Source organism: Aeromonas popoffii (assembly GCF_037818705.1).
Classification (GTDB): Bacteria; Pseudomonadota; Gammaproteobacteria; order Enterobacterales; family Aeromonadaceae; genus Aeromonas; species Aeromonas popoffii.
Map to the genome: position 1 here is coordinate 3,124,078 of NZ_CP149129.1, position 25,027 is coordinate 3,149,104.

At 58.2% G+C, this 25,027-nt stretch carries 22 protein-coding genes; 17 read left to right on the forward strand and 5 right to left on the reverse strand.

Going from position 1 to position 25,027, the window contains the following annotated elements:
* Positions 1-79 precede the first annotated feature (79 nt).
* Entirely contained in the window at positions 80-1,117 is a 1,038-nt protein-coding gene (locus WJM78_RS14200; protein WP_139719062.1) for a Mal regulon transcriptional regulator MalI, read from the forward strand.
* A gap of 72 nt (positions 1,118-1,189) precedes the next feature.
* On the opposite strand, the gene WJM78_RS14205 is transcribed toward WJM78_RS14200, so the two are convergent.
* The 3 genes from WJM78_RS14205 to WJM78_RS14215 form a co-directional block, all read right to left on the reverse strand.
* Complete coding sequence (locus tag WJM78_RS14205; protein ID WP_339010008.1) at positions 1,190-2,056, reverse strand: aldose 1-epimerase; 867 nt, start codon at positions 2,054-2,056, stop codon at positions 1,190-1,192.
* Entirely contained in the window at positions 2,053-3,504 is a 1,452-nt protein-coding gene (locus WJM78_RS14210) for a sugar porter family MFS transporter (RefSeq protein ID WP_108537611.1), read from the reverse strand. Before WJM78_RS14210 ends, WJM78_RS14205 begins: the two co-directional genes overlap by 4 nt.
* A gap of 81 nt (positions 3,505-3,585) precedes the next feature.
* Positions 3,586-6,864 carry a DUF5107 domain-containing protein gene (locus WJM78_RS14215; protein WP_339010011.1) on the reverse strand — a complete coding sequence of 1,093 codons (3,279 nt, stop codon included), beginning with the start codon at positions 6,862-6,864 and terminating at the stop codon, positions 3,586-3,588.
* 119 nt (positions 6,865-6,983) lie between these two features.
* Here WJM78_RS14215 and WJM78_RS14220 point away from each other — a divergent pair, with 119 nt between their 5' ends.
* From WJM78_RS14220 to WJM78_RS22835, 4 genes are all read left to right on the forward strand, one after another.
* Positions 6,984-8,198, forward strand: a complete 1,215-nt coding sequence (locus tag WJM78_RS14220) for an ROK family transcriptional regulator (RefSeq protein WP_042034042.1) — start codon at positions 6,984-6,986, stop codon at positions 8,196-8,198.
* A 146-nt stretch (positions 8,199-8,344) separates the two neighbouring features.
* Complete coding sequence (locus WJM78_RS14225; RefSeq protein WP_339010015.1) at positions 8,345-8,626, forward strand: hypothetical protein; 282 nt, start codon at positions 8,345-8,347, stop codon at positions 8,624-8,626.
* Between the two features lie 58 nt (positions 8,627-8,684).
* The gene (locus tag WJM78_RS14230) at positions 8,685-9,161 is read left to right on the forward strand and encodes a GNAT family N-acetyltransferase (RefSeq protein ID WP_339015871.1); all 477 of its coding nucleotides are present in this window, start codon (positions 8,685-8,687) and stop codon (positions 9,159-9,161) included.
* Positions 9,162-9,779: 618 nt separating this feature from the next.
* Positions 9,780-9,932: a hypothetical protein gene (locus tag WJM78_RS22835; protein ID WP_422388453.1), complete on the forward strand. Its 153-nt coding sequence runs from the start codon at positions 9,780-9,782 to the stop codon at positions 9,930-9,932.
* An 11-nt stretch (positions 9,933-9,943) separates the two neighbouring features.
* Here WJM78_RS22835 and WJM78_RS14235 read toward each other — a convergent pair whose 3' ends face one another.
* The gene (locus tag WJM78_RS14235; protein WP_339009389.1) at positions 9,944-10,975 is read right to left on the reverse strand and encodes an IS630 family transposase; all 1,032 of its coding nucleotides are present in this window, start codon (positions 10,973-10,975) and stop codon (positions 9,944-9,946) included.
* A gap of 90 nt (positions 10,976-11,065) precedes the next feature.
* Here WJM78_RS14235 and WJM78_RS14240 point away from each other — a divergent pair, with 90 nt between their 5' ends.
* Together WJM78_RS14240 and WJM78_RS14245 are read left to right on the forward strand one after the other, a co-directional pair.
* Positions 11,066-11,485 carry an outer membrane beta-barrel protein gene (locus WJM78_RS14240; protein WP_339015873.1) on the forward strand — a complete coding sequence of 140 codons (420 nt, stop codon included), beginning with the start codon at positions 11,066-11,068 and terminating at the stop codon, positions 11,483-11,485.
* A 433-nt stretch (positions 11,486-11,918) separates the two neighbouring features.
* Positions 11,919-14,159, forward strand: coding sequence for an Ig-like domain-containing protein (locus WJM78_RS14245; protein WP_339010018.1), 2,241 nt, complete (start codon positions 11,919-11,921; stop codon positions 14,157-14,159).
* Between the two features lie 488 nt (positions 14,160-14,647).
* On the opposite strand, the gene WJM78_RS14250 is transcribed toward WJM78_RS14245, so the two are convergent.
* Complete coding sequence (locus WJM78_RS14250) at positions 14,648-15,517, reverse strand: LysR substrate-binding domain-containing protein (protein ID WP_339010020.1); 870 nt, start codon at positions 15,515-15,517, stop codon at positions 14,648-14,650.
* 98 nt (positions 15,518-15,615) lie between these two features.
* On the opposite strand from WJM78_RS14250, the gene WJM78_RS14255 reads away from it, so the two are divergent.
* From WJM78_RS14255 to purB, 10 genes are all read left to right on the forward strand, one after another.
* The gene (locus tag WJM78_RS14255) at positions 15,616-16,029 is read left to right on the forward strand and encodes an EamA family transporter (protein WP_108537906.1); all 414 of its coding nucleotides are present in this window, start codon (positions 15,616-15,618) and stop codon (positions 16,027-16,029) included.
* Between the two features lie 64 nt (positions 16,030-16,093).
* Positions 16,094-16,645 carry a GNAT family protein gene (locus tag WJM78_RS14260; protein WP_339010023.1) on the forward strand — a complete coding sequence of 184 codons (552 nt, stop codon included), beginning with the start codon at positions 16,094-16,096 and terminating at the stop codon, positions 16,643-16,645.
* A gap of 21 nt (positions 16,646-16,666) precedes the next feature.
* The gene (locus tag WJM78_RS14265) at positions 16,667-17,182 is read left to right on the forward strand and encodes an AAA family ATPase (protein ID WP_339010025.1); all 516 of its coding nucleotides are present in this window, start codon (positions 16,667-16,669) and stop codon (positions 17,180-17,182) included.
* Between the two features lie 449 nt (positions 17,183-17,631).
* On the forward strand, positions 17,632-17,889 hold the full coding sequence (locus WJM78_RS14270; RefSeq protein WP_339010027.1) for a hypothetical protein: 258 nt from the start codon (positions 17,632-17,634) through the stop codon (positions 17,887-17,889).
* A 251-nt stretch (positions 17,890-18,140) separates the two neighbouring features.
* Complete coding sequence (gene uhpT, locus WJM78_RS14275; protein ID WP_042034049.1) at positions 18,141-19,547, forward strand: hexose-6-phosphate:phosphate antiporter; 1,407 nt, start codon at positions 18,141-18,143, stop codon at positions 19,545-19,547.
* 414 nt (positions 19,548-19,961) lie between these two features.
* The gene (locus tag WJM78_RS14280) at positions 19,962-20,942 is read left to right on the forward strand and encodes a pseudouridine synthase (protein WP_422388418.1); all 981 of its coding nucleotides are present in this window, start codon (positions 19,962-19,964) and stop codon (positions 20,940-20,942) included.
* A complete protein-coding gene (locus WJM78_RS14285; RefSeq protein ID WP_339015875.1) occupies positions 20,942-21,436 on the forward strand; it encodes an NUDIX hydrolase in 495 nt (164 codons plus the stop codon). The genes WJM78_RS14280 and WJM78_RS14285 overlap by 1 nt, the downstream gene beginning before the upstream one ends.
* A 157-nt stretch (positions 21,437-21,593) precedes the next feature.
* Positions 21,594-22,700 carry a tRNA 2-thiouridine(34) synthase MnmA gene (gene mnmA / locus WJM78_RS14290; RefSeq protein ID WP_108537976.1) on the forward strand — a complete coding sequence of 369 codons (1,107 nt, stop codon included), beginning with the start codon at positions 21,594-21,596 and terminating at the stop codon, positions 22,698-22,700.
* A gap of 263 nt (positions 22,701-22,963) precedes the next feature.
* On the forward strand, positions 22,964-23,575 hold the full coding sequence (gene hflD, locus WJM78_RS14295) for a high frequency lysogenization protein HflD (protein WP_042034053.1): 612 nt from the start codon (positions 22,964-22,966) through the stop codon (positions 23,573-23,575).
* Between the two features lie 30 nt (positions 23,576-23,605).
* Positions 23,606-24,976 carry an adenylosuccinate lyase gene (gene purB / locus WJM78_RS14300; RefSeq protein ID WP_339010037.1) on the forward strand — a complete coding sequence of 457 codons (1,371 nt, stop codon included), beginning with the start codon at positions 23,606-23,608 and terminating at the stop codon, positions 24,974-24,976.
* Positions 24,977-25,027: the final 51 nt, after the last annotated feature.

A 25,027-nucleotide genomic window follows, 5' to 3' on the forward strand; every position in this document is an offset into this window, starting at 1 on the left:
GATGTAACGTTTCACTTGAGCATCTGAGCAGGTATGCTGGGGCCTCGCACTCAACCAGCCATCGCACCCCGTTCGCCCTATGCCATCCAAACCGCTCGTCTCGAAAAACGTCAAGATCACCGATGTCGCCCAGTTGGCGGGAGTCTCGGTCACTACCGTCTCCATGGTGCTCAATGGCAAGGGGCGCATCTCCCCGGCCACCGCCGAGCGGGTGCAGCAGGCGATCAAGCAACTCGACTACGTGCCCAACAGCGCCGCCGCCAACCTGCGCAGCCAGCAATCCAATCTGGTGGGGCTGATCCTGCGTGACATCACCGACCCCTTCTATACCGAAGTGACCGCCGGGGTGAGCGAGGTGCTGGAGCAACAGGGCTACCTGCTGTTTCTGACCCAGTGCGGCCACAGCCCGGAGCGATTGCAGCAGAGCATCCAGTCCCTGTCACGGCAGGGGGTGGCGGGCATCATCTTCAATCCGGTTCGCGGCGCAGCGGCCAAAACCCTGGAAACCTTGCTCGATTCAGAGCTACCGGTGGTGTGCGCCGCCCGCTCCTACTATCGGGATGACGTGGACTTTATCGGCCCCGACAACACCCACGCCGCCCAGCAGGCCACCACCTACCTTATCGAACAGGGCCACCGCCATATCGCCTACGTCGGCGGACGGGCCGACTCCCTCACCCGTGCCGAGCGAATCGGAGGCTACTGCGCCAGCCTGCTGCAATATGGCCTGCCCTTCAAACCGGAGTGGGTACTGGAGTGCGAGCGCACTCAACGCAGCGCCGCCGACACCATCGCCCAGCTGCTGCACCAGCATCCCAAGGTGACCGCCGTGCTCTGCCACTATCCCGAGGTGGCGCTCGGCGGCATTTACGGCGTTGAGGCGAGCGGACGCACCGTGGGCAAGGACAACTACATCGGCCAGCAGGTGGCGCTGCTCGGCTTTGACGATGTGGCGGAGGCCGAACTCACCACCCCCGCCCTCACCTTCGTCAGCTCACCGGCGCGGGAGATTGGCCGTCAGGCGGCAAGGCGGCTGCTGGCCCGGATGCAGCAACCCGAGCTTGCCCCCAACCGCCATATCATCACCCCCAACCTGCAGAAGCGGGAGTCGGCCTGAGGTCACGAAGTCTCCCGCTCATCTCCTTGAGGCCCTTACAGGCCCCTTGTCGTTAAAGGGAGCCAGAGAAGGTTATTGGGCTGCGTGTGTCTGTTGCTGGCTAAGGGTCATGCCGATGCTCATGCGATCGCCGCGACCGAGCAGGCGCAGGCCCGGATGACCGGCCATGTGGTGGGCATTGGCGGCGTGACTCTGGGGCTCCAGACAGACGAAGCCACTCGCGTCATCGGGCTGATAGAGCATCAGGAAGGCGCACTCGCTTGAAATCAGCAGGCGCTGCTGGCGGGCAGGATGATCGATCTCGGCCTGACCACGCCAGCCGCCATAACAGTGATTGAGCCACCCTAGCGGCGGCTGCCACTGGCGAAAATCGAGGTGGGGCGCCAGTCTGCTCGCCCAGTCGGTCGGCAGATGATCCGGCCCCTCCTGCCAGACGCCGCTCGCCAGAAAGCGTATTCGGGTCTGCTCGTCGCGCCAGAAGAAAGGGTGGAATCCCGCGCCGTAGAGGCAGGGCGCTTCCCCCAGATGGGTCAGGCTGATCCGCGCCACCAGGCTTGCTCCCTGCAGCCGATAGTCGATCTCCGCCAGATAGTGAAAAGGGCCATGCTGGCTGGTGAGCTGCAAGGTCACCGAGCTGTCGGTCAATGCCACCCGCTGCCAGGGCTGCAACCAGCCATCCCCATGCAAAAAGAAGTCGGGATCGAGCTCGCTCGCGGGCAACGAACACGCATCTCCCCACAGTTCGAACCGGTTGCCCGCTACCCGATTGGCCAGCGGCAACATGGGAAACAGCGCGCTCTGTCCGGGATGCCAGGGCTGCGCCGGATCAGTGTCGCGCAGCAGCGGGCGCCCTTGATCATCGTCCAGCCCCAGCAGACAGGCCCCTTGTGCAGAGACCCGCATCCGAAGATGCGGGTTGCTTAATGTGTATACCGTCATGCCGAGGTGCTTGCCTTGGCTTGGGTCAGTTCGACCTTGCCCTGAGCCAGCTGGGCTTCCAGCGCTTCCAGCGTGACCCCCTTGGTCTCGGGCACCTTGCGATAGATAAAGATGAGACCGGCGAAACAGATGAGGCCATAGAGCAGGAAGCTGCCTGCGGCGCCGAGCCCGGCGTTGAGCAGCGGGAAGGTGTAGGTCAGGATGAAACAGGCAATCCAGAGCGCCAGCGTACCGGCTGACATCGCCAGCCCGCGCACCCGGTTGGGGAAGATCTCGGAGAGGAGCACCCAGGTGACCGGCGCCAGGGTCAAGGCATAGATGGCGATCGCCGCCAGCACCAGCAGCAACACCGGCAGCCCCAGCATACCGCTGGCATAGGCAGCCGCCATCATGCCATAGATGATGGTGAGACCGGCCGAGCCAATCAGCATCAGCTTGCGACGGCCGATCTTGTCCACCATGGGCAACGCAATCAGGGTAAACAGCAGATTGATAAGACCGGTGGCGACGATGGATTTGAGGGTGCTGTTGATGTCAAACCCGGCGGAGGCAAAGATCTCCTGCGCATAGTTGAAGATGACGTTGATGCCGCACCACTGCTGGAAGACCGCCAGCACGATCCCGATGATGAGGATTGGCCGCACCGAGGGTTTGCCCAGCTCTGACAGCGACACCTTGTGGGTCTCGCCCACCAGGGTCTGACGGATATCGGCCAGGGTCTGTTTGGCATAATCATCACCGCCAATCTTGCCGAGCATGCGGGAGGCTTTCTCATACTGACCATCTTTGGCCAACCAGCGCGGTGACTCAGGTACGAAGAACATCAATACCAGAAACGCCAGCGCCGGCACCAGTTCGGCACCGAACATCCAGCGCCAGCCGGACTGGCCATTCCAGGTGGCCAGAATATCGGCCTGGGTCGCGTTGCTGGCCACGGGATCGGCGATCATCAGGTTCACCAGCTGGGCTGCCAGCACCCCGATGACGATGGTGAGCTGGTTGATGGCCACGAACTTGCCCCGCTTTTCGGCCGGGCTTATCTCGGCGATGTACATGGGTGAAAGTGCAGAGGCCAGACCAATGCCGATACCGCCGATGATGCGATAGATCACGAACAGATCGAAGTTACTGGCCGTAGCGGTACCCCAGGCCGAGATGGTGAAGAGGATGGCGGCCAGGATCAGCGGCTTCTTGCGACCGAAGCGGTCGGCAGACCAGCCGGAGATGGCAGCCCCCAGCACGCAGCCCACCAGCGCCGAGCTCATGGCCCAGCCGGACTGGGCCGGATCCGTAATGGCGAAGTAGGCCTCATAGAAGGGCTTGGCCCCGCCAATCACCACCCAGTCATAGCCAAACAGCAGGCCACCGCAGGCGGCCACCAGGCAGATCATCCAGATGTAGCTCATATTGAGCCCATTCGTATCCAATTGATTTTTCGTGCGTTCCATGACTCATCCTTATCATCTTGTCGATTGTAGGGTGCAGTGGCGCCCCTTACCGTGGCGGGGCGCCGATTTTTGTTATGAGAGTTATGAGTGGAGTGACAGCTCGCGGCAGATCAGGGCAAAGAGGTGCCCCTTGTCATGGGCCGGGTTGAGGGTGAGCAGCTCTCGCAAGGTCTGTTCACAGCCATCCCGCTGATCCAGCCCCAACAGGCCGAGCGCCCTGACCAACAGACAGTGCTGGCGATGTTTGTGCTGCGGGTCATCGTCGAGCACGATGAGGTCCGGTAGCGACACGGCGAAGAAATCCGCCTCGACCGACTCGCCCATCGCCTGCTCGGCCCAGGCGACCATCCCCTCGAACAGACGCTGCGCCTCCGCAACCCGGCCAAGACGCGCCAGCGCCATGCCCTGATAGAAGAGGTAATCAACCGGCTGATCGTTGTAGTAACGGCTGGCCCCCAGCGACCCCTGACCAAGGCAGGCCAGTTGCAGGCACTGGGCCGCCAGACTCTGGTTGTCACAGGCGAGGTGACAGAGCGCCAGCAGGTAGTGGATATCGTTGTCGGTTTGCCCCACCAGACGCCCCTCCCCCAGATTGAGGGGGTAGCACAGAGCCTGTTGCAGCAGCGGTATGGCCTGCTCATGGCGTCCCTGGGCCATCAGCACCAGCGCCTGGCGCTGCTGGTTGATGAGGTACTGACCGGTCACCTTGCCCTCGCCCCCCTCCCAGGGGTGGAATTCGCGCAGCCGCAAGATCTCTGCCGCCGCCTCCAGCTGGCCGGTGATGTGATAGAGGCCGAGCAGTTCGGCGGTCAGATCGTCGCGCTTGAGGACCACCTCACGGTGTGCCTCCAGCAGCGCCAACCGCTCGTTGGGTGCCACGGTGCAGCGCTTGTGCAGCTGATCCAGTTCGAACAAGAGGCGGGCATCATCCGGCTTGAGGGCAAAGGCCCGGCTCAGACACTGCTCAGCCGCCAGCGGATCGCCGCTCTTGTTGAAGTGATAGATGCCAAGGTTGCGCCAGGCCGGGGCAAATTCGGGCGCCTGCTCGCACACCTGCTGCCACAGGGCGATGGCTTGCGGGTAGCTGCGCTTGCTGTAGTGGAAGCAGCCCAGCAGATAGCTGGCAAACCAGCTGTGGGGCAGTTGCGCCAGCATGGCCACCTCGCCCAGGGTATTGGGGAAGCGCACCTTGCGGCCAAATGCCTGCTCGGCCCGCGCCAGCAGGGCATCCTGCGCCTCACCTTCAGGCAACTGAGCGGCCTGGAACAACAGCGGCAGGGTCTCTTCCACTGGCAGCAGCGAGAGCAGTTGCTGCGCCAACTCGGGGCGACCCAGCGCCAGCAGATTGCTCGCCAGGAAACAGAGGTTTACCCCGCGCCCGTTGCACAGGGTGCGCAGCGCCTCGAGATCGGTCGGCTGCTCGCTTGCCAGCCAGCGCAGGAAGGCCAGCTGATAGTGGAGCGGATAACGGACGCGCTGCTCGTCGATATAGGCGAGGGCCGCCGCCCGCTGACCGGACTCCAGCAGCGCCAACCCTTTGAGGGCGATGGCGCCATAGTGGGTACCGTTGACCGCGAGGCTCTTCTCGACAAAGGGCAGCGCCTGCAGGGGGTCACGGCGTACCATGGCAATGCGGGCCAGCCCGAGGAAGCCGCTGTCGCGGCAGTTACCGCTCCAGGTCGCCTTGTAAAAGTCATCGAAGGCAGCATCGAACTGACCCAGACGCTCCTCAATGTGGCCGCGCAGCAAGCTGGCCTTGCCACACTGGGGGTTCTTGTTGAGGCGATGGGCACGGGTCAGCGCCTGATTGACGTAGGCCAGCGCCGGCTCATAGTTGGCGCGGTTGTACTCCAGCGTCGCCAGCGCCAGGTTGCAGCGGTAGTCGCCACCATCGAGTTCAAGCGCCCGCAGGTAGTAATCAAAAGGCGAGCGGCTTGCGTGCAGATACTGCTCAAGATGCTGACCGATGAAATAGAGCTCATCGATTGAGTCGAGATTGACGGCCGGCTCCGGTGCCGTGGCCGGATCCGGCAGGGCTTCGCCCGCAGGCAGGTGTTCGAGATAACTCAGGATCGGCTGGCCCTGCTCATCCAGCAGGCGTACCTGCAAACGTCCCTCGCTGGTGATGGCGAACGGCTCAAGCCAGGCCTGACCCGGTTGCAGATCCAGCGTCTGGGTGAACAGCACGCCACTCTCGTCACTCACTTCGAAACGGGCGTGGCTCAGCGGCGCGATCGCGTAGGCACCACAGAGCAGGCCGTCGTCGCTGCGCTCCAGCTTGATGGCGGCGCGGGTATTGGCATTTTGCAGGGTGCCCAGGGTGTTGTAGGGCAGGAAGTTCTGCACAAACACCTTCTCCTCCCCCGCATCCAGCCAGGTAAAGTCGGGCTGGTTGTCGGTATAGACCCCGGTCATCAGCTCGATGTAGGGGCCGTTGTGGTCGGTCAGGTTGCGATCCCAGGCCAGACCGAAGTCGCAGTTGCCCCAGCTCCACTGTTTCTTGCCCGGCGAAACATGGTGATCTGCCACGTGCAACAGGCCGCCCTGCTCGTCATGGCAGTAGGCGCCGACGAAGTCGTAATCGGACTTGTCCGCCATGTAGGAGGTGGGCACAGGAATGTTGCGGTAGCGGGAGATATCGACGCCAGCGGAGTAATCCACCTTGTAGTAGGTGCCACGGGCGATGGGGAAGGCACTGACGTCGCGCTTGCCGTGGTCATAGACGGCGGTCACATCGGGCGGGAAGACGCTCTGATGGGCATCGCCCCCTTTCACCGCCGGGTTGGACCACCAGAGGAAGTGGCGCGGCGTGTCGTTGCCATTGAACACCTTGCCGGTGATCTCGATGAGCGCCTTGTCCGGATAGAGGGTGAACCCAGCCATCACCTGCAGACCGCGCATCGGCTCCACCTCGCCCAGCCAGACGGTCTTGGCGCCGCCTTCCTGCTCCGCGATGGTGAAATCCACCGACATAAAGGTGGTGGGCCTGTGGTGCTGCGGCCAGTTGAACTCGATGCCACCGGAGATCCAGGGCCCTACCAGTCCCACCAGCGCCGGCTTTATCACCTCGTTGTAATAGACAAAATCCCGCTGCATCACCTTGTCGTAGGCACGATGGATGCGGCCCCCCAGCTCCGGCAGCAGCATCACCTTGATAAAGTCGTTCTCCAGCCAGACCGCCTGATAGGACTTCATCTGCTTCTGACCGGTGAGGGTGTCGATCACGCCGTAGGGATAGACGGCCCCCGAGGAGCCCTGATAGACCCGCTTCTCGAGAAACATGGGGTTGGGATCTTCGGCACCCACCTCGTAGGTCGGCAGTGAGATGGTCTCTACCCAGACTTTTACATCAGCTTTCATCAATCTCGCCTCATTCAACATTTATTAGTAAACGTTTCGATGAGGCCAGTTTAGAATGGTGACTGCAGCGATTTTCGCTTAAAGATCACGCAATACAGTAAGCGGAGTTTAGTGAACTGATGATCATCGGCTTGAACAACCAGAAGGTACGCCACCACAACAAGCAGGTGTTGCTGGCACTGCTCTATCAACTCAAGGAGGCGAGCAAGTCCACCCTGGCCCGCCACTGCGAGCTCTCCATCCCGGCGGTCAGCAAGATCCTCGACGAGCTGGTGGCCGACGGCGCCATCAGCCACAGCGAACAAAACCTCTCCTTGCGTGGCATCAATGGGGGCAGCTACCGCATCGCCAGCGGCAAGGGGGCCATTCTCTGTTTCAACATCAGCCCCACCAGCCTGGAAAGCATATTGGTGGATAACCTGATCACCCCGCTGGGTGAGTTCTGCGGCCAGAAGATAGCGCCGCAGACCCCCGATGAGCTGCTGCGCCTGATTGAAGCGCACTACTACCAGCACAAGCGCCGCCACAAGGGGTTGGCGATCCGGCTGGCATTGGCGGTGCACGGTCAGGTCAACCCGGCGACCGGGGTCTCCCAAACCATGCCGCAGGCCCCCTGGCACGCGCCGGTCGAGCTCAAGTACCTGCTGGAGGAGCGCCTCGGCTGCGAGGTGATGGTGGATAACGACTGCATCATGCTGGCGCTGGCCCAGAAGTGGCAGGGCCAGGAAAGCGGCGGGGATTTTTGCGTCATCAACGTCGATTACGGCATAGGGTCGGCCTTTATCATCAACGGCCAGATCTACCGGGGCACCCTGTTTGGCAGCGGCCAGATAGGCCACACCATCATCAATCCGGACGGCAGCGCCTGTGCCTGCGGCCGCTACGGCTGCCTGGAGACGGTCGCCTCCCTGTTTGCCATCAAAAAACGGGCCCGGGTGTTTCTCAAGCAGCAAGCCAGTGCCGACAACCCGGCGTTGGTGGACGGGGAGCTCGACACGGCCCAGCTGCTCGCGCTCTACCATCAGGGGGATACCATGATCCGCGCCCTGGTGGACGAAGGGGCCCGCGCCATTGGCCTGAGCCTCTACAACTTCCTCAATATCCTCAACATCAACCGCATCTGGCTCTATGGCCGCAGCTGCGGCTTTGGTGAGACCTGGCTGCAAACGATCGTCAGTCAGACCGGCGCCAATCCGTTCGATTGCAGTGATGCGGTCAATGCAACCCAACTGCGCGTCGGCACGCTCAGCCGTGCCCAGCAGGTGATGGGCATCGGCTATCTCTACGTGGAGCGGGCGCTGGAACGGCGCAGCGATACCAGTGTCCCTGGCTGACAAACAGAGATAGGACGCAGTCCCCTGACTGGCCCAGGTCGCAGGTCAGGGTGATCCCGCTCCCGATTGCAAAACTCCCCATGGGGCTATGAGAGCCAAGTGGAAAGGAATATGATGGGCGCTCCATCAGCAGGAGAGTGCCCATCATGACAACCCAACACGAGCCGCAGCAACAAAGGGAACAGCAAGCGCAGAGCGAAATCCATCGCTGTGACAAATGCAGAGAGCGTACCCGCCATATCGTGGTGCAAGTGGCGCGCGACCACAGTCAGGACCTGATGCCCAAAGAACCGCGTAAAGCCTTCTGGCAAGCCTTTCGCGCCAGCACCCTCACCAACTGGGCATTTGGCGGGACCCTCGCCTATCAGACCACCCATGTAAAACACCTGATCTGCGAGCGCTGCGGCGAGACGTTTCTTGAGTATTGAATGACACGCCCCTCGGGGTCGGCTACGCCCATTGCCAAGAGAACAGGATGAGATGAAGGTGACCTTTATCGAGATCGCTCCCGACCGATTGCCGCTGACACTGCTGCTGGAAGCAGATCCGTCCGAGCAGCGCATCGCCGCCTACCTGCCCGGCGCTCTGGGCTTTGCCGCCAGCGAGGGCGATGAGATTGTGGGAGCCTGCGTGGCCAACCTTATCGGGGAGCAGATTGTCGAGATCTTCAATATCGCCGTAGCTCCCGGACACCAGCAGAGAGGCATAGGTTCTGGCCTGCTGCGCTTTGTGCTGGAGAGCCTTGCCGAGAAGGGCGTGCGCCGCGTCGAACTCGGAACCGGCAGCGTTGGCCATCAGCTCACCTATTACCCGCGCCACGGCTTTCGCGTCGATGCCGTGCTCAAAGACCATTTCCTTATCCACTACCCTGAGCCTCTGATTGAACACGGCATCCAGCACAAGGACATGCTGAGACTCTCCCTTGCACTGGAACCCAGCCTCCCGGTCCGCCACGGCCAGTAACCTGCTGGCACAAGTGCCGCCCAAGCTGAAGCCAATACACCTTTCTTATCAAGTCATTTATTGATCTGCCGCCAGTGCTTAAACGTTTCCTGTTTTACATCGCCCACATCTTGATTATCACGCCTCACTTGGCAACCTAATTTCGTTCGGAGGGATCGCTACCGACATCGCAACCAAGCCACCAAACCGCCCCCCCTCAGTACAGTCCGGATATACGGCTGTAATCGATGACCTGTGTAAAGCCACCACAGAATATTTCGCTTGGCAAACAGGGGGGCATCGATGAATAAAAAAACTTTTCACTGGTTTATCGCCCCCACCCCTCAAAAAGTCCATCATTTCGTTTCGGTGTAGCAGCATATATCGCAAATACTTGATTTTAGGCACAAGAACTGAGTGGAGATATTTATATTCAACAACGCCGATCCACTGATATAGTTATTGAGCAAATGATCAGAAACGAAAGTATTGATCTCCCATTTTAATTCCGCCTCTTCCGGCGAGGCGTGAACTGTTGAGGATGTCAACATTCTTTATAAAACAAGGCATTAGGCTTTAATGAGGTGATGATTTATGATAAGGAAAATCCCTGTTGTGTGCATGGCCGCCATGATGTTTATGCCAGATGTGCACGCAGAACCACAGCCATTTTACATCGGCGTGAAATCGGGCTGGGTTCATGCCCACAATGCCTGTGAACCACATAGGCTGACTTGTAACAACAACGAGCTGGGCGCGGGTATTTATGCTGGATACGTGCTAAATAACTGATCCTAATAGTGCTACACCTTCACTGTTCCATAGCCATTCCCAGGGAAAGGAGACACGGTATCCATGAAGTGTTTCACTCGAGCCAGCAAGCTGGTCATCCCTCTGCACTGATGATTGCGCGTGATGGTTTCATGTAACTTGTGCCACAGCCGTTCTATGTGATTAACCCAAGGACTGTAAACTGGCTGGAATACCAGGCAGAACTTGGGGTTCTTCTTCAACCATCGCTCGGTCTGTTTGCTTTTGTGAATGATGTAGTTATCGAGGAGCAGCGTGATGGTTTTGGCTCGTCGGTAGTGGTGACGCAGTTTTTCCAGCATGGCGATAAACAGGGATGAGTTTTTCTTTATCCCGCTGACGTAAAGCACTCTTCCGTTGCCTGCATGAAGAACGCCTGCCAGGTAATGCTTGGCATTCTGCCCCGGTGTGACAACACGCTTTTGCTGCGCTCTGAACATCCAGTCGGCCCCTAATTTGGGATTGAGGTCTATATCGACTTCATCCTCATAAAACACCGGATTATCGGCATCACAACGGGCCAACGCGGCGTCGATATTCGCCATTTTCTCCTGATAGGCCGGGTCTTTTATCCGCAAGGTCGGCACGGGCCTGCGCCAGACAATACCCATACGAGGTAACCATCGACGAAGTGTGGAGGCGGCCACATTGAGCCCTGTTAACCGATTGATTTTGATAGCCAATAGTTCGGTACACCAACGGCTGCGCTGATAACCAAAATCTTGCGGAGAAAACTGCATGAGCAGCACCAGTAAGGTGACCATCTTGGCGATAGGTAAAACTGGGGCACGGCCAGCCGGTAAGGCTTCTAGTGCATCTATGCCTTCATCTCGATACCACCGAAGCCAACGACCGATGGTCGAGCGCGCAGCGCCGGTAAGGTGATGAACATCGGTGACCGTACGTCCTTCATGTAACAGCAAGATGGCCATCAAGCGACGAGCATGTCCTTTATCACGCGTGGCATGGATGATTTTGTGAATACGGCGCCGCTGTGGTCGTGGCAGGGGTGGTAGGATAGGCATCAACTCAGTCCTTTGGGTGTGGCTTGTTTTGTTTGGCGACTAATCAGATCGCACAAACTGGACTGAGTTCCCTTCCTCCTGTGATCTACTATTCGGAACAGCTATTTAGACCCCCGCCTCTCAGTTGAGGCTGGCTATGATTATTTCGGGAAAATAGAGGCGACCTACCCATCGCTGGGCGCACCAAAACGTAGTGCGCCATATGAAGGCAAGATCCAAGGGTTATCTGCGTCCCTAAAATATAACCATGCGCTGACCAATAACTTAAGCGTGTTTGCTAAAGGTGGCGCAATGGCTTGGCGTACGGACGTGACGGGGCAAGAGGTATATTTCCAGCATCGGACCCATGACACCGGCTTGTCGCCACTGCTCGGCACGGGTTTCGAATACGCTTTTTCAGAAAAATGGAAAGGGCAACTTGAATACCAATGGATTAATAATGTTGGTGGTGGTGATACCGGTGGTAGTGATTTAAGCACACTCTATGCAGGCTTAAGTTTTCACTGGTGAATATAAATAAAGCATCCGAAGACTAATCAACTATTAAGAGTTCATTATTATGACATCAATGATGCGTTTTTTAATGAGTGCAGGTGTGCTGATACTCACTGCTTGTGGGGGGGAAGGTAGCGGGTTACCTTCTCAACCAGCAACCTGTGACCAGCTTGTTTCTATTCAGGTTGCCCCACAGAATCCATTACTCAAAGGGGTGAGTAGTGATCAACTGCCAGTTGGCGTGAGCGAGCAGTATGAGGCAACGCTGACTTACTGTGACGGTTCCACGAAAGTGACAACAGACGGCGTCAAATGGTCTGTTTCTAATGCGAATGCAACGATTTCGGCAACCGGGGTGGTTTCTACCATCGCGGTGGGTAGCGTACAAATTATTGCTTCGTTAGATAATCTGGTTGGCGAGCGAACACTGGATATTTCTGGTATTACATTGACCGCACTGACGGTCACGCCGCCGAGTGCGACTATCCCGAAAGGCTTGACCCAGAGCTATCGCGCTCAAGAAACGTATAGCGACGGTACCACCCTGGATGTCACTGAGCTGGTTACCTGGAGCAGCAGTGCGCCTGCTGTCGCCAGCATCAGCGCCGCAGGGGTGGCCACTGGCCTGACCGTGGGCAGTACCACGGTAACAGCCCTGTGGAATGGACAAAGTGCCACCGCCAGCTTGACGGTCACAGCGGTTGTGCTGACCGGGCTCACCATCACGCCGCCGGGTGCGACTATCCCGAAAGGCTTGACCCAGAGTTACAGCGCTAAGGGGACGTTTAACGACGGTCGCACCCTGGATGTCACTGACCTGGTTGCGTGGAGCAGCAGTGCTCCGACAATTGCCAGTATCAGCGCCGCAGGGGTGGCCACTGGCCTGACCGAGGGCAGTACCAAGGTAACAGCCCTGTTGAATGGACAAAGTGCCACTGCCAGCTTGACTGTCACTGCGGCTGTGGTGACCGGGCTCACCATCACGCCGCCGAGTGCGACTATCCCGCACGGCTTGACCCAGAGTTACAGCGCTCAGGGGACGTTTAGCGACGGTAGCACCCTGGATGTCACTGACCAGGTTGATTGGAGCAGCAGTGCGCCTGCTGTCGCCAGCATCAGCGCCATAGGCGTTGCCACTGGCGTGACCGAGGGCATTACCACGGTAACTGCCCAGTTGAATGGACAAAGTGACACTGCCAGCTTGACTGTCACAGCGGCTGTGCTGACCGGGCTGACCATCACGCCGCCGAGTGCAACAATCTCGAGAAGCTCGACCCAGAGTTATCGCGCTCAAGGGGCTTATGATGACGGTAGCATTCTGGATGTCACTGGCCTGGTTGCCTGGAACAGCAGTGCGCCGACGATTGCCACCGTTAGCGCCGCAGGGGTTGCATCAGGCATCACGGCAGGCAATACCACAGTCACCGCTCTTCTCGATGGCATCAGTGCGTTCGGCAGTTTGACAGTGACAAACCTGGGGACAGTGGTGACGTGGGGGGACGCCAGCTTTGGCGGTGACAGCAGTGCCGTGGCACCGCTCACCAATGTGCAGACCATTTTCCCAAATGAAGTTGCTTTTGCTGCCCTCAAGCAGGATGGAACAGTCGTGACCTGGGGGAATGCCAACTCTGGCGGTGACAGCAGTGCCGTGCAGGACCAGCTCACCAATGTGCAGACCATTTTCTCAACTTACAGTGCTTTTGCTGCCCTCAAGCAGGATGGGACAGTCGTGACGTGGGGGCATGCCAACCAGGGCGGTAACAGCAGTGCCGTGGCACCGCTCACCAATGTGCAGACCCTTTTCTCAACTGGCTTTGCTTTTGCTGCCCTCAAGCAGGATGGGACAGTGGTGACGTGGGGGGATGCCAACCGAGGCAGTGACAGCAGTGCCGTGGCCCCGCTCACCAATGTACAGACCCTTTTCTCAACTAACACTGCTTTTGCTGCCCTCAAGCAGGATGGGACAGTGGTGACCTGGGGGACTGCCAACAATGGCGGTGACAGCAGTACCGTGGCCCCGCTCACCAATGTGCAGACCATTGTCCCAAATAGCAGTGCTTTTGCTGCCCTCAAGCAGGATGGGACTGTGGTGGCGTGGGGAAGTGCTGGTGCTGGCGGTGACAGCAGTGCCGTGCAGGCCCAGCTCACCAATGTGCAGACCCTTTTCTCAACTAACTCTGCTTTTGCTGCCCGCAAGCAGGATGGGACAGTCGTGACGTGGGGGAGTGCCAACAATGGCGGTAACAGCAGTGCCGTAGCCCCGCTCACCAATGTGCAGACCATTTTCTCAACTGACTTTGCTTTTGCGGCCCTCAGGCAGGATGGGACTGTGGTGACGTGGGGGGATGCCAACCTTGGCGGTGACAGCAGTGCCGTGGCTCCGCTCAACAATGTGAAGACCATTTTCTCAAGTGGCCGTGCTTTTGCGGCCCTCAAGCAGGATGGGACAGTGGTGACGTGGGGGGATGCCAACTTTGGCGGTGACAGCAGTGCCGTGCAGGCCCAGCTCACCAATGTGCAGACCATTTTCTCAACTTTACGTGCTTTTGCTGCCCGCAAGCAGGATGGGACAGTCGTGACGTGGGGGAATGCCAGCTCTGGCGGTGACAGCAGTACCGTGGCCCCGCTCACCAATGTGCAGACCATATATAGCAATCCGTACTCATTCGCGGCGATAGTTAGTCCATAATAGTTACATTAAGAATTAAAGTATCAAACCAGGTTGGATGAGGCGGGGTAATTCCCGCCTCATCTATTTTTATATCATATTTAAACCTTATTCTACCGCGCTGTGACTATTGAGGACGCCCCTCATGCGCTCGTTTGCCAAGTTCTCATTCGACCAACCCATTTCGACCGTACCACCATCATGAGCTTTCGCCATCTCGTGCATCGCCATCAAGCCAAATGACGACTCAGTAGGGTGCAATAAGCGCATAGGTTCGAATAGCGAAGCGTATTCAGACATTCGCGTAATCACCTCTACCTTGCAGCCCCACACTTTCTGTTACCAAACAGCGGTGCAATTCACTTCGTTCAACACCAACCTGCGATTGTTAGCCCAAGATACGAGATAAGCCATATATAGCGAGACGACAACCGAAATGGCGGCCCATTGCCCGTTAAGTGCTTCTTGAACGCACAAACCGGGCTGAGCCCCCTTTCTCTTGAGTTCTACTATCCCTCACCATCATTTAGCGTAACAAGATGATGCTGCATTTCTCTTAGAAATAGATTGGTTAATTGTTGAACTGTTTCATCTATATCTCCCCGCTGGCGATAAACTGCAATGGTAATATTTGGGAGTGTAGGGAGGTGAGTCAATATCTGGCTATGCTTTGGGGGTGTTTGAGAAAGTAAAGCGACAACGCCCAGCCCTGCCTCTGTAGCAGCTTGTAACGCTGCAAGGCTACTGCTCTCAAATACTATATGCCAAGGAATATTTACTCTATTTAAAGCCTCTAATATACGATTACGCCATGAGCAAGGTTGGCTAAACATAACTAAAGGTAACGACTCACCTTGATGTTCAAACCCATGTTCTGCAAACCAATAAAGAGGAAAACTAAATTCCTGAATTGGTGCTGGTGCATTGGTAATTGGCATGCTGACCAAAACATCTAACTCACCACGTTCAAACGCTGCAAAGAGTGACTGTTTGTTAGCAACCTCAACACGCAGGCTTAATCCAGGATGCACACAAGCAAAGTCAGCGAGTACGCGGGTAAAGTGATGACTCACAAGGTCTTCAACCAAACCAATACTGCAATGCTGCTTGCCTTGTGATGCGGGTTTTAGACTCAATTGGTCTGTTAGACTTAAAATGCGTTCTGCATAAGGTAATAACGCCTCCCCCTCTGTACTTAAACGGATGCCCCTGTTGGAACGAAGCAGCAATGCATGGCCTAACTGTTGCTCTAAACGCTGAATTTGTTGGCTAAGCGCTGGCTGTGTTTTCCCTTGCAATATTGCGGCTCGGTTAATGCTGCCACATTGTACAACACTCACGAAAGAGCGCAGCAGTGCGGTATCAACGTCATTGGCCATAAAAAAACCTTATAACTGCCATTAATTTTTGCAGTCTACCTATGAACTATGGCATCCGCTAGACTGAGCATGCTTTTTCTTTTTAGCTGGAGTTCACTATGTATGTTTTAGCTGTCATTCTTGCTATCGCAGGTTCGGTCGTATACCATCTTTCGATTAAATTTGTGCCTAGTGGCGTCAATCCATTTCTATCGTTGTCCGTGAGTTACGGAATCGCCCTTTTATTATGTTTACCTGGCATTTATTTCTATGAGGGCAGTCGCAACTTTCAAGTATTAAACTGGAGTGTTGCTGGCGTGGCGCTGGGCATGTTAGGGATTGAAATTGGATTCTTATTGCTATATCGAGCCGGTGGCCATTTAGGGGTATCGTCACTCCTGACTAATGCGGCAAGTACACTCTTGCTTTTACCGATTGGACTGTTGTTTTTTCGAGAAGCCTTTTCAGTCACCCGATTGCTGGGTATGGGTATCGCCCTCTGCGGTCTATGGTTGATGATGCCACGTAAATAATAACGATCGTTGATTCGACTAGCAAAGCGGATTCGAACATTCGCGAGATATTAACAAGGACGTTATGTTCAAACTTGAAACCACACACCTTATCCTGCGCGATATGCAGCCAGCTGATGAAGCGGATTTTGTCGCCATCTCGCAAGAGAGCAAGTATCAGCGGTTTTACAGCGAGTCAGATTGCGACCCGGATAAATATCGGCAGCTCACCCGACTGTTTATCGAGCAGGCGAGTGAACACCCTCGCACCGCCTATCAATTGGCCATCGAGAACAAAGCGACCGGGGGATTCATTGGCACGGTTTGCCTGCGTCTTGAAGCGGATAGTCAGGCATCAATGGGCTGTGGTATGGCCCGGGCGTATCAGGGGCATGGACTCATACATGAAGCCACATACGCCTTGATGGATTTTGGTTTTCGTGAATTAGACATACACCGGATCTATGCAGAAACCATCAGCCACAATCGGGCTGCGATACGGCTGTGCAACACGTTGGGCATGAGGCAAGAGGGGCATTTTCGCGAACACCGTTTCTTCAAAGATCAGTGGTGGGATACCGTGGTATTGGCCGTCCTAAAGAGCGAGTGGCAACAGAGATCGTCACCAGCCTATTAGGCACTTAAAGCGAACTCAGAGATGAAACGAATTCTGATTATTGGCAACTCGGGATCGGGCAAGAGCTGGTTGGCGGCTCGATTGGCTGAGCGGTTAACTATCCGCGAGGTCAATCTGGACACCATTGTCTGGCAGTCAGGTGGCTTTAACCAAAAACGGCCCCAGCATGAGATTGACCTTGCCATTGAGGCTCTTGCTCAAGAGCCCTCATGGGTGGTCGAAGGGGTATTTGGTGCCCTGACCGAGCAACTGATTGATGCCGCCGATACCCTGCTATTTCTGGATCTCGACTGGTCTGTATGCCGTGATTCGCTGCTATCGCGCGGTTCACAAAGCGCCAGGCAACGCGATGCAATGGCAGCCGAAGAGAACTTTCAACAACTGCTGGTGTGGGCATCAGAATATGGGCAGCGAGCCAGCAAAAGCTCCCGCCAATTCCATCGCGAGCTGTTTGATCGATTCCCAAACGACAGGCACCATTTCACGACTCGCGAAGCGGTAAATAGCTATCTCACTCAACTGACCGTTAACAGCTAACAGGAGACTTGATGGACCAATACAAACAGACTCCAAAAACCTGACCATATGTTTTTTTAGAAAATTTATATCCTGTCTGGCAATTACCGCGCCCATCGGCCTGATCCCGGAATTTATCCGGCAGGCCTTTCATATGGATTTGCTCTCGTGGCAGACGGGCCGCCTCACTCTGATCGTGATCAGCGTCGCGGCTGCAATGGCGGGAATTGACTGGCTCGTGCATCGCTATCGAGCCAGATGACTGCTCAGTCGGGTGCAATAAGTCGGTAGGTTCGAATAGCGCAGCGTATTCGGACGTTCGCGTCATCACCTCTACCTTTTCTGCATCCCATCTCTTGCCTCCACACTTTCTGCCCCAAAAGCGGTGCAATTGACTTCGTTCATTGCACCCTGCACATCTTCCCCCTTTGCGCTCGCCCTAGCAATGCAACCCCTCCCTGCTGCTCTTCATGATTGCCTCCCCGGTCATCACCCCGGCCGGTGGTGCCAACCACCATATCGAGGGGCTGGCCATTATCCCCGCCAACGTGCTGGGCATCACCCACAGCGTGGCCCACTGTGGTCCCATCGTGGCTCTGCCGACTGGCCTGCTTTTCCCAGCTCGCCCCATCGTCTCTTGCGCGCCGGATCGCCGCCGTCACCAGGCTGCCGCGGGCAGCCCCCTTGTGATCCCCTTCACGCTTCATGGCCGGAACCCGTCAAACTAGGAAATTTTCCTAATGCCCCTAGGGATGGCTCTCACGCCATTTGCGCCGCACCTCATTAAAGTCACGCTACCTGATGTAGTGACCCAACCCTCGCAGTGGCGCAGGGAGTGGGCATGGGTTCAATCGACAGGAGAGCGAGGCGCACAGTCCAACCTCTTGCTGTTGTCCTTTCCGTGGCGTGACCTCTAACACCAACCAAAAAGTGAGGGGCGCGGCGGAAATACCGTCTATCTCGCAGAGGATGAACGAAGATGTTGAAACTTCTCCAACAGGTCCGGGTACCGACCCTGGACCTGCCGGTCGCAGCCCGGCGCAAGCTCTGGTTCAAGCCGTTTATGCAATCCTATCTGGTTGTATTTATCGGCTATCTGACCATGTATCTGATCCGCAAGAACTTCAACATTGCGCAGAACGACATGATCCAGGAGTACGGTCTCTCCATGACCGAGCTTGGCATGATTGGCCTTGGCTTCTCCATCACCTACGGGGTGGGCAAGACAGTCGTCTCCTACTATGCCGATGGCAAGAACACCAAGCAGTTCCTGCCGCTGATGCTGATCCTCTCCGCCCTTTGCATGCTGGGTTTCAGTGCCAGCATGGGCGGCACGGGTTTTAGCCTCTACTTCATGATCTTCTTCTATGCCCTGAGCGGCTTCTTCCAGAGCTGTGGTGGCTCCTGCAGCTACTCCACCATTACCAAGTGGACACCTCGCAACAAGCGCGGCACTTACCTCGGTATGTGGAACCTCTCCCACAACGTGGGCGGAGCCGGTGCGGCCGGTGTGGCGCTGTTCGGTGCCAACTACCTGTTCGATGGCAACGTGCTCGGCATGTTCATCTTCCCGTCCATGATCGCGCTGGTGGTCGGCTTTATCGGCCTGCGTTTTGGCAGCGACTCACCGGAAGCCTATGGCCTGGGCAAGGTAGAAGAGCTGTTTGACGAAGTGGCCAGCGAAGAAGATATCGCCACCGAAGAGCAGAAGCTGACCAAGGGTCAAATCTTCGTCAAGTACGTGCTGATGAACAAGGTGATCTGGCTGCTCTGCTTTGCCAACATCTTCCTCTACGTGGTGCGCATCGGTATCGACCAGTGGTCCACCGTGTACGCTCACCAGGAGCTGGGCTTCTCCAAGGAGATCGCCATTCAGGGCTTCACCTTCTTCGAAGTGGGCGCGCTGGTCGGCACCCTGATGTGGGGCTACCTCTCGGATCTGGCCAACGGCCGTCGTGGTCTGGTCGCGTGTGTGGCACTGGCGCTGATTATCGCGACCCTGGGTCTTTACCAGCACGCCACCACCCAGTTCATGTTCCTGGGTTCCCTGTTCTTGCTGGGCTTCCTGGTGTTTGGTCCGCAACTGCTGATCGGCGTGGCCGCCGTGGGCTTCGTGCCCAAGCAGGGCATCAGCGTGGCCGATGGCGTCAAGGGCACCTTTGCCTACCTCATCGGTGACAGTTTCGCCAAACTGGGTCTGGGCATGATCGCCGATGGCACCCCCATCTTCGGTCTGACCGGTTGGGCCGGCACCTTCGCGGCGCTGGATATCGCAGCCGCCGCCTGTCTGGTGCTGATGGCCTGCGTGGCCGTGGCCGAAGAGCGCAAGATCCGCCGTATCAAGCGCGAATTGAAAGCCGCCACCTTGGCTACCCAATCCGCCTGAACCAACGCGAACTGCGCGCTGCCGAGCGGGCAACCCAGTCAGCCTGAACCCGCGTTCACTAGATGCAGCCAGGCGGCCAAGCCCGCCTGACGCAAACAGCCACTGCGCGCAACCGGCCCCGCCTTCTGGTGGGGCCGGTTTTTGATTGCTGCCCCACCGTCAGCAGATACATCCTGACTGCTGTCATCCCCTGTGCACACAGGCGCGGCCGGGTTCGCCAGGTATCGCAGCAATCCGTGCGGCGCGGGGCCAGCGTCGTACTCACAGCACTGCCAGTCGGCCCCTGAATGCTCAACCGCGAGCTCACCTTCTTCTGCTGGCCGGGAGTGACCAATCCGGCCCGACCTTGCCATGCCCCACCCACTCAGCCCCCTGTGATACACTGCGCCATCCCCTGTTTTTGGTATGCATGCGATGAAACCTGCCCGCCCCCGTCTCTCCCTCCAAGGCCGCCCGACCACCGCAGGCCGCCCCGCACAGGATGACACCCACCGGCCCGCGCTTGCCCGCTCACGCGCCGGCACCCGGCACGCACAGGACGCGAAACAGGCCGGACAGAAACCGCAGGTGAACCCCGCCGATCGCCAGTTGCTGCTGCTGAACAAGCCTTACATGGTGCTCTGCCAGTTCACCGACGAGGCGGGCCGGGAGACCCTCAAGGATTACATCAAGGAGCCCGGCATCTATGCGGCAGGGCGCCTCGACAGAGACAGCGAAGGGCTCTTGCTGCTCACCAACGATGGCAAGCTGCAAGCGCGCCTTACCCAGCCGGGGGAGAAAACCCCCAAGACCTACTGGGTACAGGTGGAAGGGATACCGAGCGAGGAGGCGCTGGCCGCCCTGCACGCAGGGGTTGAGCTCAACGACGGTATGACCCTGCCCGCCGAGGCAACACTCATGGATGAGCCCGCGATCTGGCCGCGTAACCCGCCCATTCGTGAGCGCAAGGAGATCCCCACCCGCTGGCTCGAAATCAAAATCATCGAGGGGCGCAACCGGCAGGTGCGGCGGATGACCGCCCATATCGGCCACCCCACCTTGCGCCTGATTCGCTACGCCATCGGCGACTGGACCTTGGGTAACTGGCAAGAAGACGGGCTGGCCCCCGGGCAGAGCCGCAGCCTGCCCGCCCCCGAGCTGGCGCCTTCCCGGCGCCAGCGCCCCCCCTCATCACCCCGACCGGATGGCGACGTAGCCAAACCGGCAAGGGAGGCACCGAGACGGGCAAGCCAACCGAGACGGGACGAGCGTCCCCGCAGCACTCACTCAACTGAGCGCTCAACCCCAAGCCCGACCGGCGGCAAACCCCGCAGCAGCGGGCGCGGTAGCAATCGCAACACAATGCGCCGACCGGCCCGCACGGGTAATCCCAACAGCAGCGACAAGGAGTCATGATGATCAATCACTCGGCAGAGCAACCGACCACCAGCCATGCCCCCATGGAGGCCCGCCTGACGGTTGCCGCCCTGGTGCACTGGCAGGGCCGCTTTCTGGTGGTGGAAGAGGAGATAAAAGGTCAGCGCCGCTTCAATCAGCCCGCCGGCCATGTGGAGCCTGGCGAAAACCTGATTGACGCGGCCTGCCGCGAGCTGAAAGAGGAGACGGGTCTGACCGCCACGCCGACCGCGTGGCTCGGCACCTATCTGTTCAAACCGGCTGACAGCGAGGCCACCTTTGTACGCACCGCCCTGGTGTTCGACCTTGAAAAGGCGCCTGGGCAGCACCAGCCAGAGGATCCTGATGGCGATGTACTGGCCTGCCACTGGCTCACGCTGGAGGAGATCGCCGAGTGTAAACCGGCCCTGCGCAGCCCCCTGGTGTGGCAGTGCATTCAGGACTATCTGGGGGGCACCCGCCTCCCCCTCTCAGCACTCAAGGCCTTTATTTGAGGTCATTTATCGCTCTTTTGTGGTCTCGATGGCCCGCAGTAGAAAAACGATTTCCTGCCACCGCATTCCCGATGGGAGCCAGGGCATGGATATGTGACCGGGGGCGCGAAATTCTGGTAGAATACGCCCCGTTTAAACGAACTGGTAACTTCGACTAATGACAGACAATAGCCAAATCAAGGTGATCGTCGGCATGTCCGGCGGCGTGGATTCTTCCGTCTCGGCCTACCTGCTCCAGCAGCAGGGTTATCAGGTCGAAGGCTTGTTCATGAAGAACTGGGAAGAAGACGACACGGACGAGTACTGCTCTGCCTCCCAGGATTTGGCTGATGCCAAGGCCGTCTGCGACAAGCTGGGTATGAAGCTGCATACCATCAATTTCGCCGCCGAGTACTGGGACAATGTGTTCGAGCACTTCCTCGAAGAGTACAAGGCAGGGCGCACGCCGAACCCGGATATCCTGTGCAACAAGGAGATCAAGTTCAAGGCGTTCCTCGAATTTGCCGCCGAAGAGCTGGGTGCTACCTACATCGCCACCGGCCACTATGTGCGCCGTGACGACAGCACCGGCCGCCCGCGCCTGCTGCGCGGTCTCGATACCAACAAGGATCAGAGCTACTTCCTCTACACCCTGAGCGAAAGCCAAGTGGGTCAAAGCCTGTTCCCGGTCGGTGATTTGGAGAAGCCGGAGGTGCGCCGCATCGCCGAGCAGCTGGATCTCATCACCGCCAAGAAGAAAGACTCCACCGGTATCTGCTTCATCGGTGAGCGCAAATTCAAAGACTTTCTGGCCAAGTTCCTGCCCGCCCAGCCCGGCCCCATCGAAACCGTGGACGGCAAGGTGATCGGCGAGCACCAGGGCTTGATGTATCACACTCTGGGCCAGCGCAAGGGGCTCGGCATCGGTGGTCGCAAAGACGCCACTGAAGAGGCCTGGTATGTGGTCGACAAAGAGGTCGAGCGCAACGTACTGGTGGTGGCACAGGGCGAGCATCCCCGCCTCTACTCCGACGGCCTGGTTGCCAGCCAGCTGCACTGGGTCGATCGCACCCCGATCCGCGCGCCGCGCCGCTGCACCGTCAAGACCCGCTACCGCCAGCAGGATATTCCCTGCCTCATTCAGCCCATCGATGACGAAACCATCCGGGTCATCTTCGACGAGAAGCAGGCAGCGGTGACCCCGGGCCAGTCCGCCGTCTTCTATGACGGGGAAGTGTGCCTGGGCGGCGGCATCATTGAACAGCGCTTCAGCCATCCGGTTTGAATCCTTAACAGAAGGCAGCTGACGTGAGCGACACATTCCAAGGCCGGATCATGGCCTGCGGCGGGTATCTGCCAGTGAATGAACAGAACAGGGCCGTGAAGATATGAGCGACACATTCCAAGGCCGGATCATGGCCTGCTGCGGATATCTGCCAGTGAATGAACAGAACAGGGCCGTGAAGATATGAGCGACACATTCCAAGGCCGGATCATGGCCTGCTGCGGATATCTGCCAGTGAATGAACAGAACAGGGCCGTGAAGATATGAGCGACAAATTCCAAGACAGAACCATGGCCTTTGCCGGCATCTGCCAGGCAGCCTATCTGGTACAAAAAGTGGCCCGCGATGGCAGCTGTGATGAGGCCTCGCTGCGCGAGAGCATGCAAAGCGTGTTGGTGACCGATCCCAAGCAGCCGCTGGAAGTGTTCGGCAACCACCTGGCCATTCGTGATGGCTATCGCGCGCTGGTCGAACAGCTGGGCTCTGACGGCAGCCAAAAGAACGCCGAGCTGACCCGCTACGTGGTCAGCCTGATCGCGCTGGAGCGCAAGCTGGCCAAGCGCCAGGACATACTCAACATGCTGGGGGAGCGGATCGGTCAGATCGGCCGCCAGCAACAACATTTCGATCTGCTCGACGAGCAGATCCTGGCCAACATGGCGAGCATCTACAGCGATCTCATCAGCCCCATAGGGCCGCGCATCCAGGTGGCGGGCACCCCACTGTTCCTGCAACAGCCGCTGGTGCAGTACAAGGTGCGCGCCCTGCTGCTGGCAGGCATCCGTGCCTGCGTGCTGTGGCGCCAGCTTGGCGGCAGCCGCACCCAGATCATCTTCGCACGCAAGAAGATGGTGGAACTGGCCAAACGTTTTTAACCCCCACACCAATCATCAGGAGTTCACCCCATGGAGCTGTCCGCGCTGACTGCTGTTTCCCCGATTGACGGTCGTTATGGCGACAAGGCCGATGCCCTGCGCCCTATCTTCTCCGAATTCGGCCTGCTGCGTTTTCGCGTCGAAGTCGAGGTGCGCTGGTTGCAAAAACTGGCCAGCCACGCCGGGATCCCGGAAGTCCCTGCCCTGAGCGCGGCCGCCAACGCCCTGCTCGACGGCATCGTCAGCGACTTCAACGAGAGTGACGCCGCCCGCATCAAACAGATTGAGCGCACCACCAACCATGATGTGAAAGCGGTGGAGTACTTCCTCAAAGAGAAAGTCGAAGTGAACCCGGAGCTAGCCGCCGTCAGCGAGTTCATCCACTTCGCCTGCACCTCGGAAGACATCAACAACAACTCCCACGGTCTGATGCTGAAAACCGCTCGCGAAGAGGTCATCAAGCCTTATTGCGAGAAGCTGATCAGCGAGCTCAAGCGTCTGGCTGTTGAGTACCGTGACATGCCGCTGCTGTCGCGCACCCATGGCCAGCCCGCCACCCCGAGCACCATGGGCAAGGAGATGGCCAACGTCGCCTACCGTCTGGAGCGCCAGTTCAAGCAGATCATGGCGGTGGAGATCCTCGGCAAGATCAACGGGGCTGTCGGCAACTACAACGCCCACATCAGCGCCTATCCGGAAGTGGACTGGCACCAGTTCTCCGAGGAGTTTGTGACTTCCTTGGGCCTTTCCTGGAACCCCTACACCACCCAGATCGAACCGCACGACTACATCGCCGAGCTGTTCGACGCCATGGCCCGCTTCAACACCATCCTGATCGATTTTGATCGCGATGTGTGGGGTTACATCTCGCTGGGCCACTTCAAGCAGCGCACCATCGCGGGCGAGATCGGCTCCTCCACCATGCCGCACAAGGTCAACCCCATCGACTTCGAAAACTCCGAAGGCAATCTGGGTCTGGCCAACGCCGTGTTCCAGCATCTGGCAAGCAAGCTGCCCATCTCCCGCTGGCAGCGTGATCTGACCGACAGCACAGTGCTGCGCAACCTGGGTGTGGCGGTCGGTTACTCCCTGATTGCCTATCAGGCGACCCTCAAGGGCATCTCCAAGCTGGAAGCCAACGACGCCGCCATGGCCGCCGATCTGGACGCCAACTGGGAAGTGCTGGCCGAGCCGATCCAGACCGTAATGCGCCGCTACGGTATCGAGAAGCCCTACGAAAAGCTCAAAGAGCTGACCCGTGGTCGCCGCGTCGATGCCGAAGGGATGCGTACCTTTATCGACACCCTCGAACTGCCGGAAGCAGTGAAGGTGGAGCTGAAGAAGCTAACCCCGGCCAACTACATCGGTGACGCCCAGCGTCTGGTTGATCTGCTGAAATAAGCCAACCGATACTGACGAAGGGGCCCTGTGCACGATACGCCACAGGGCCCC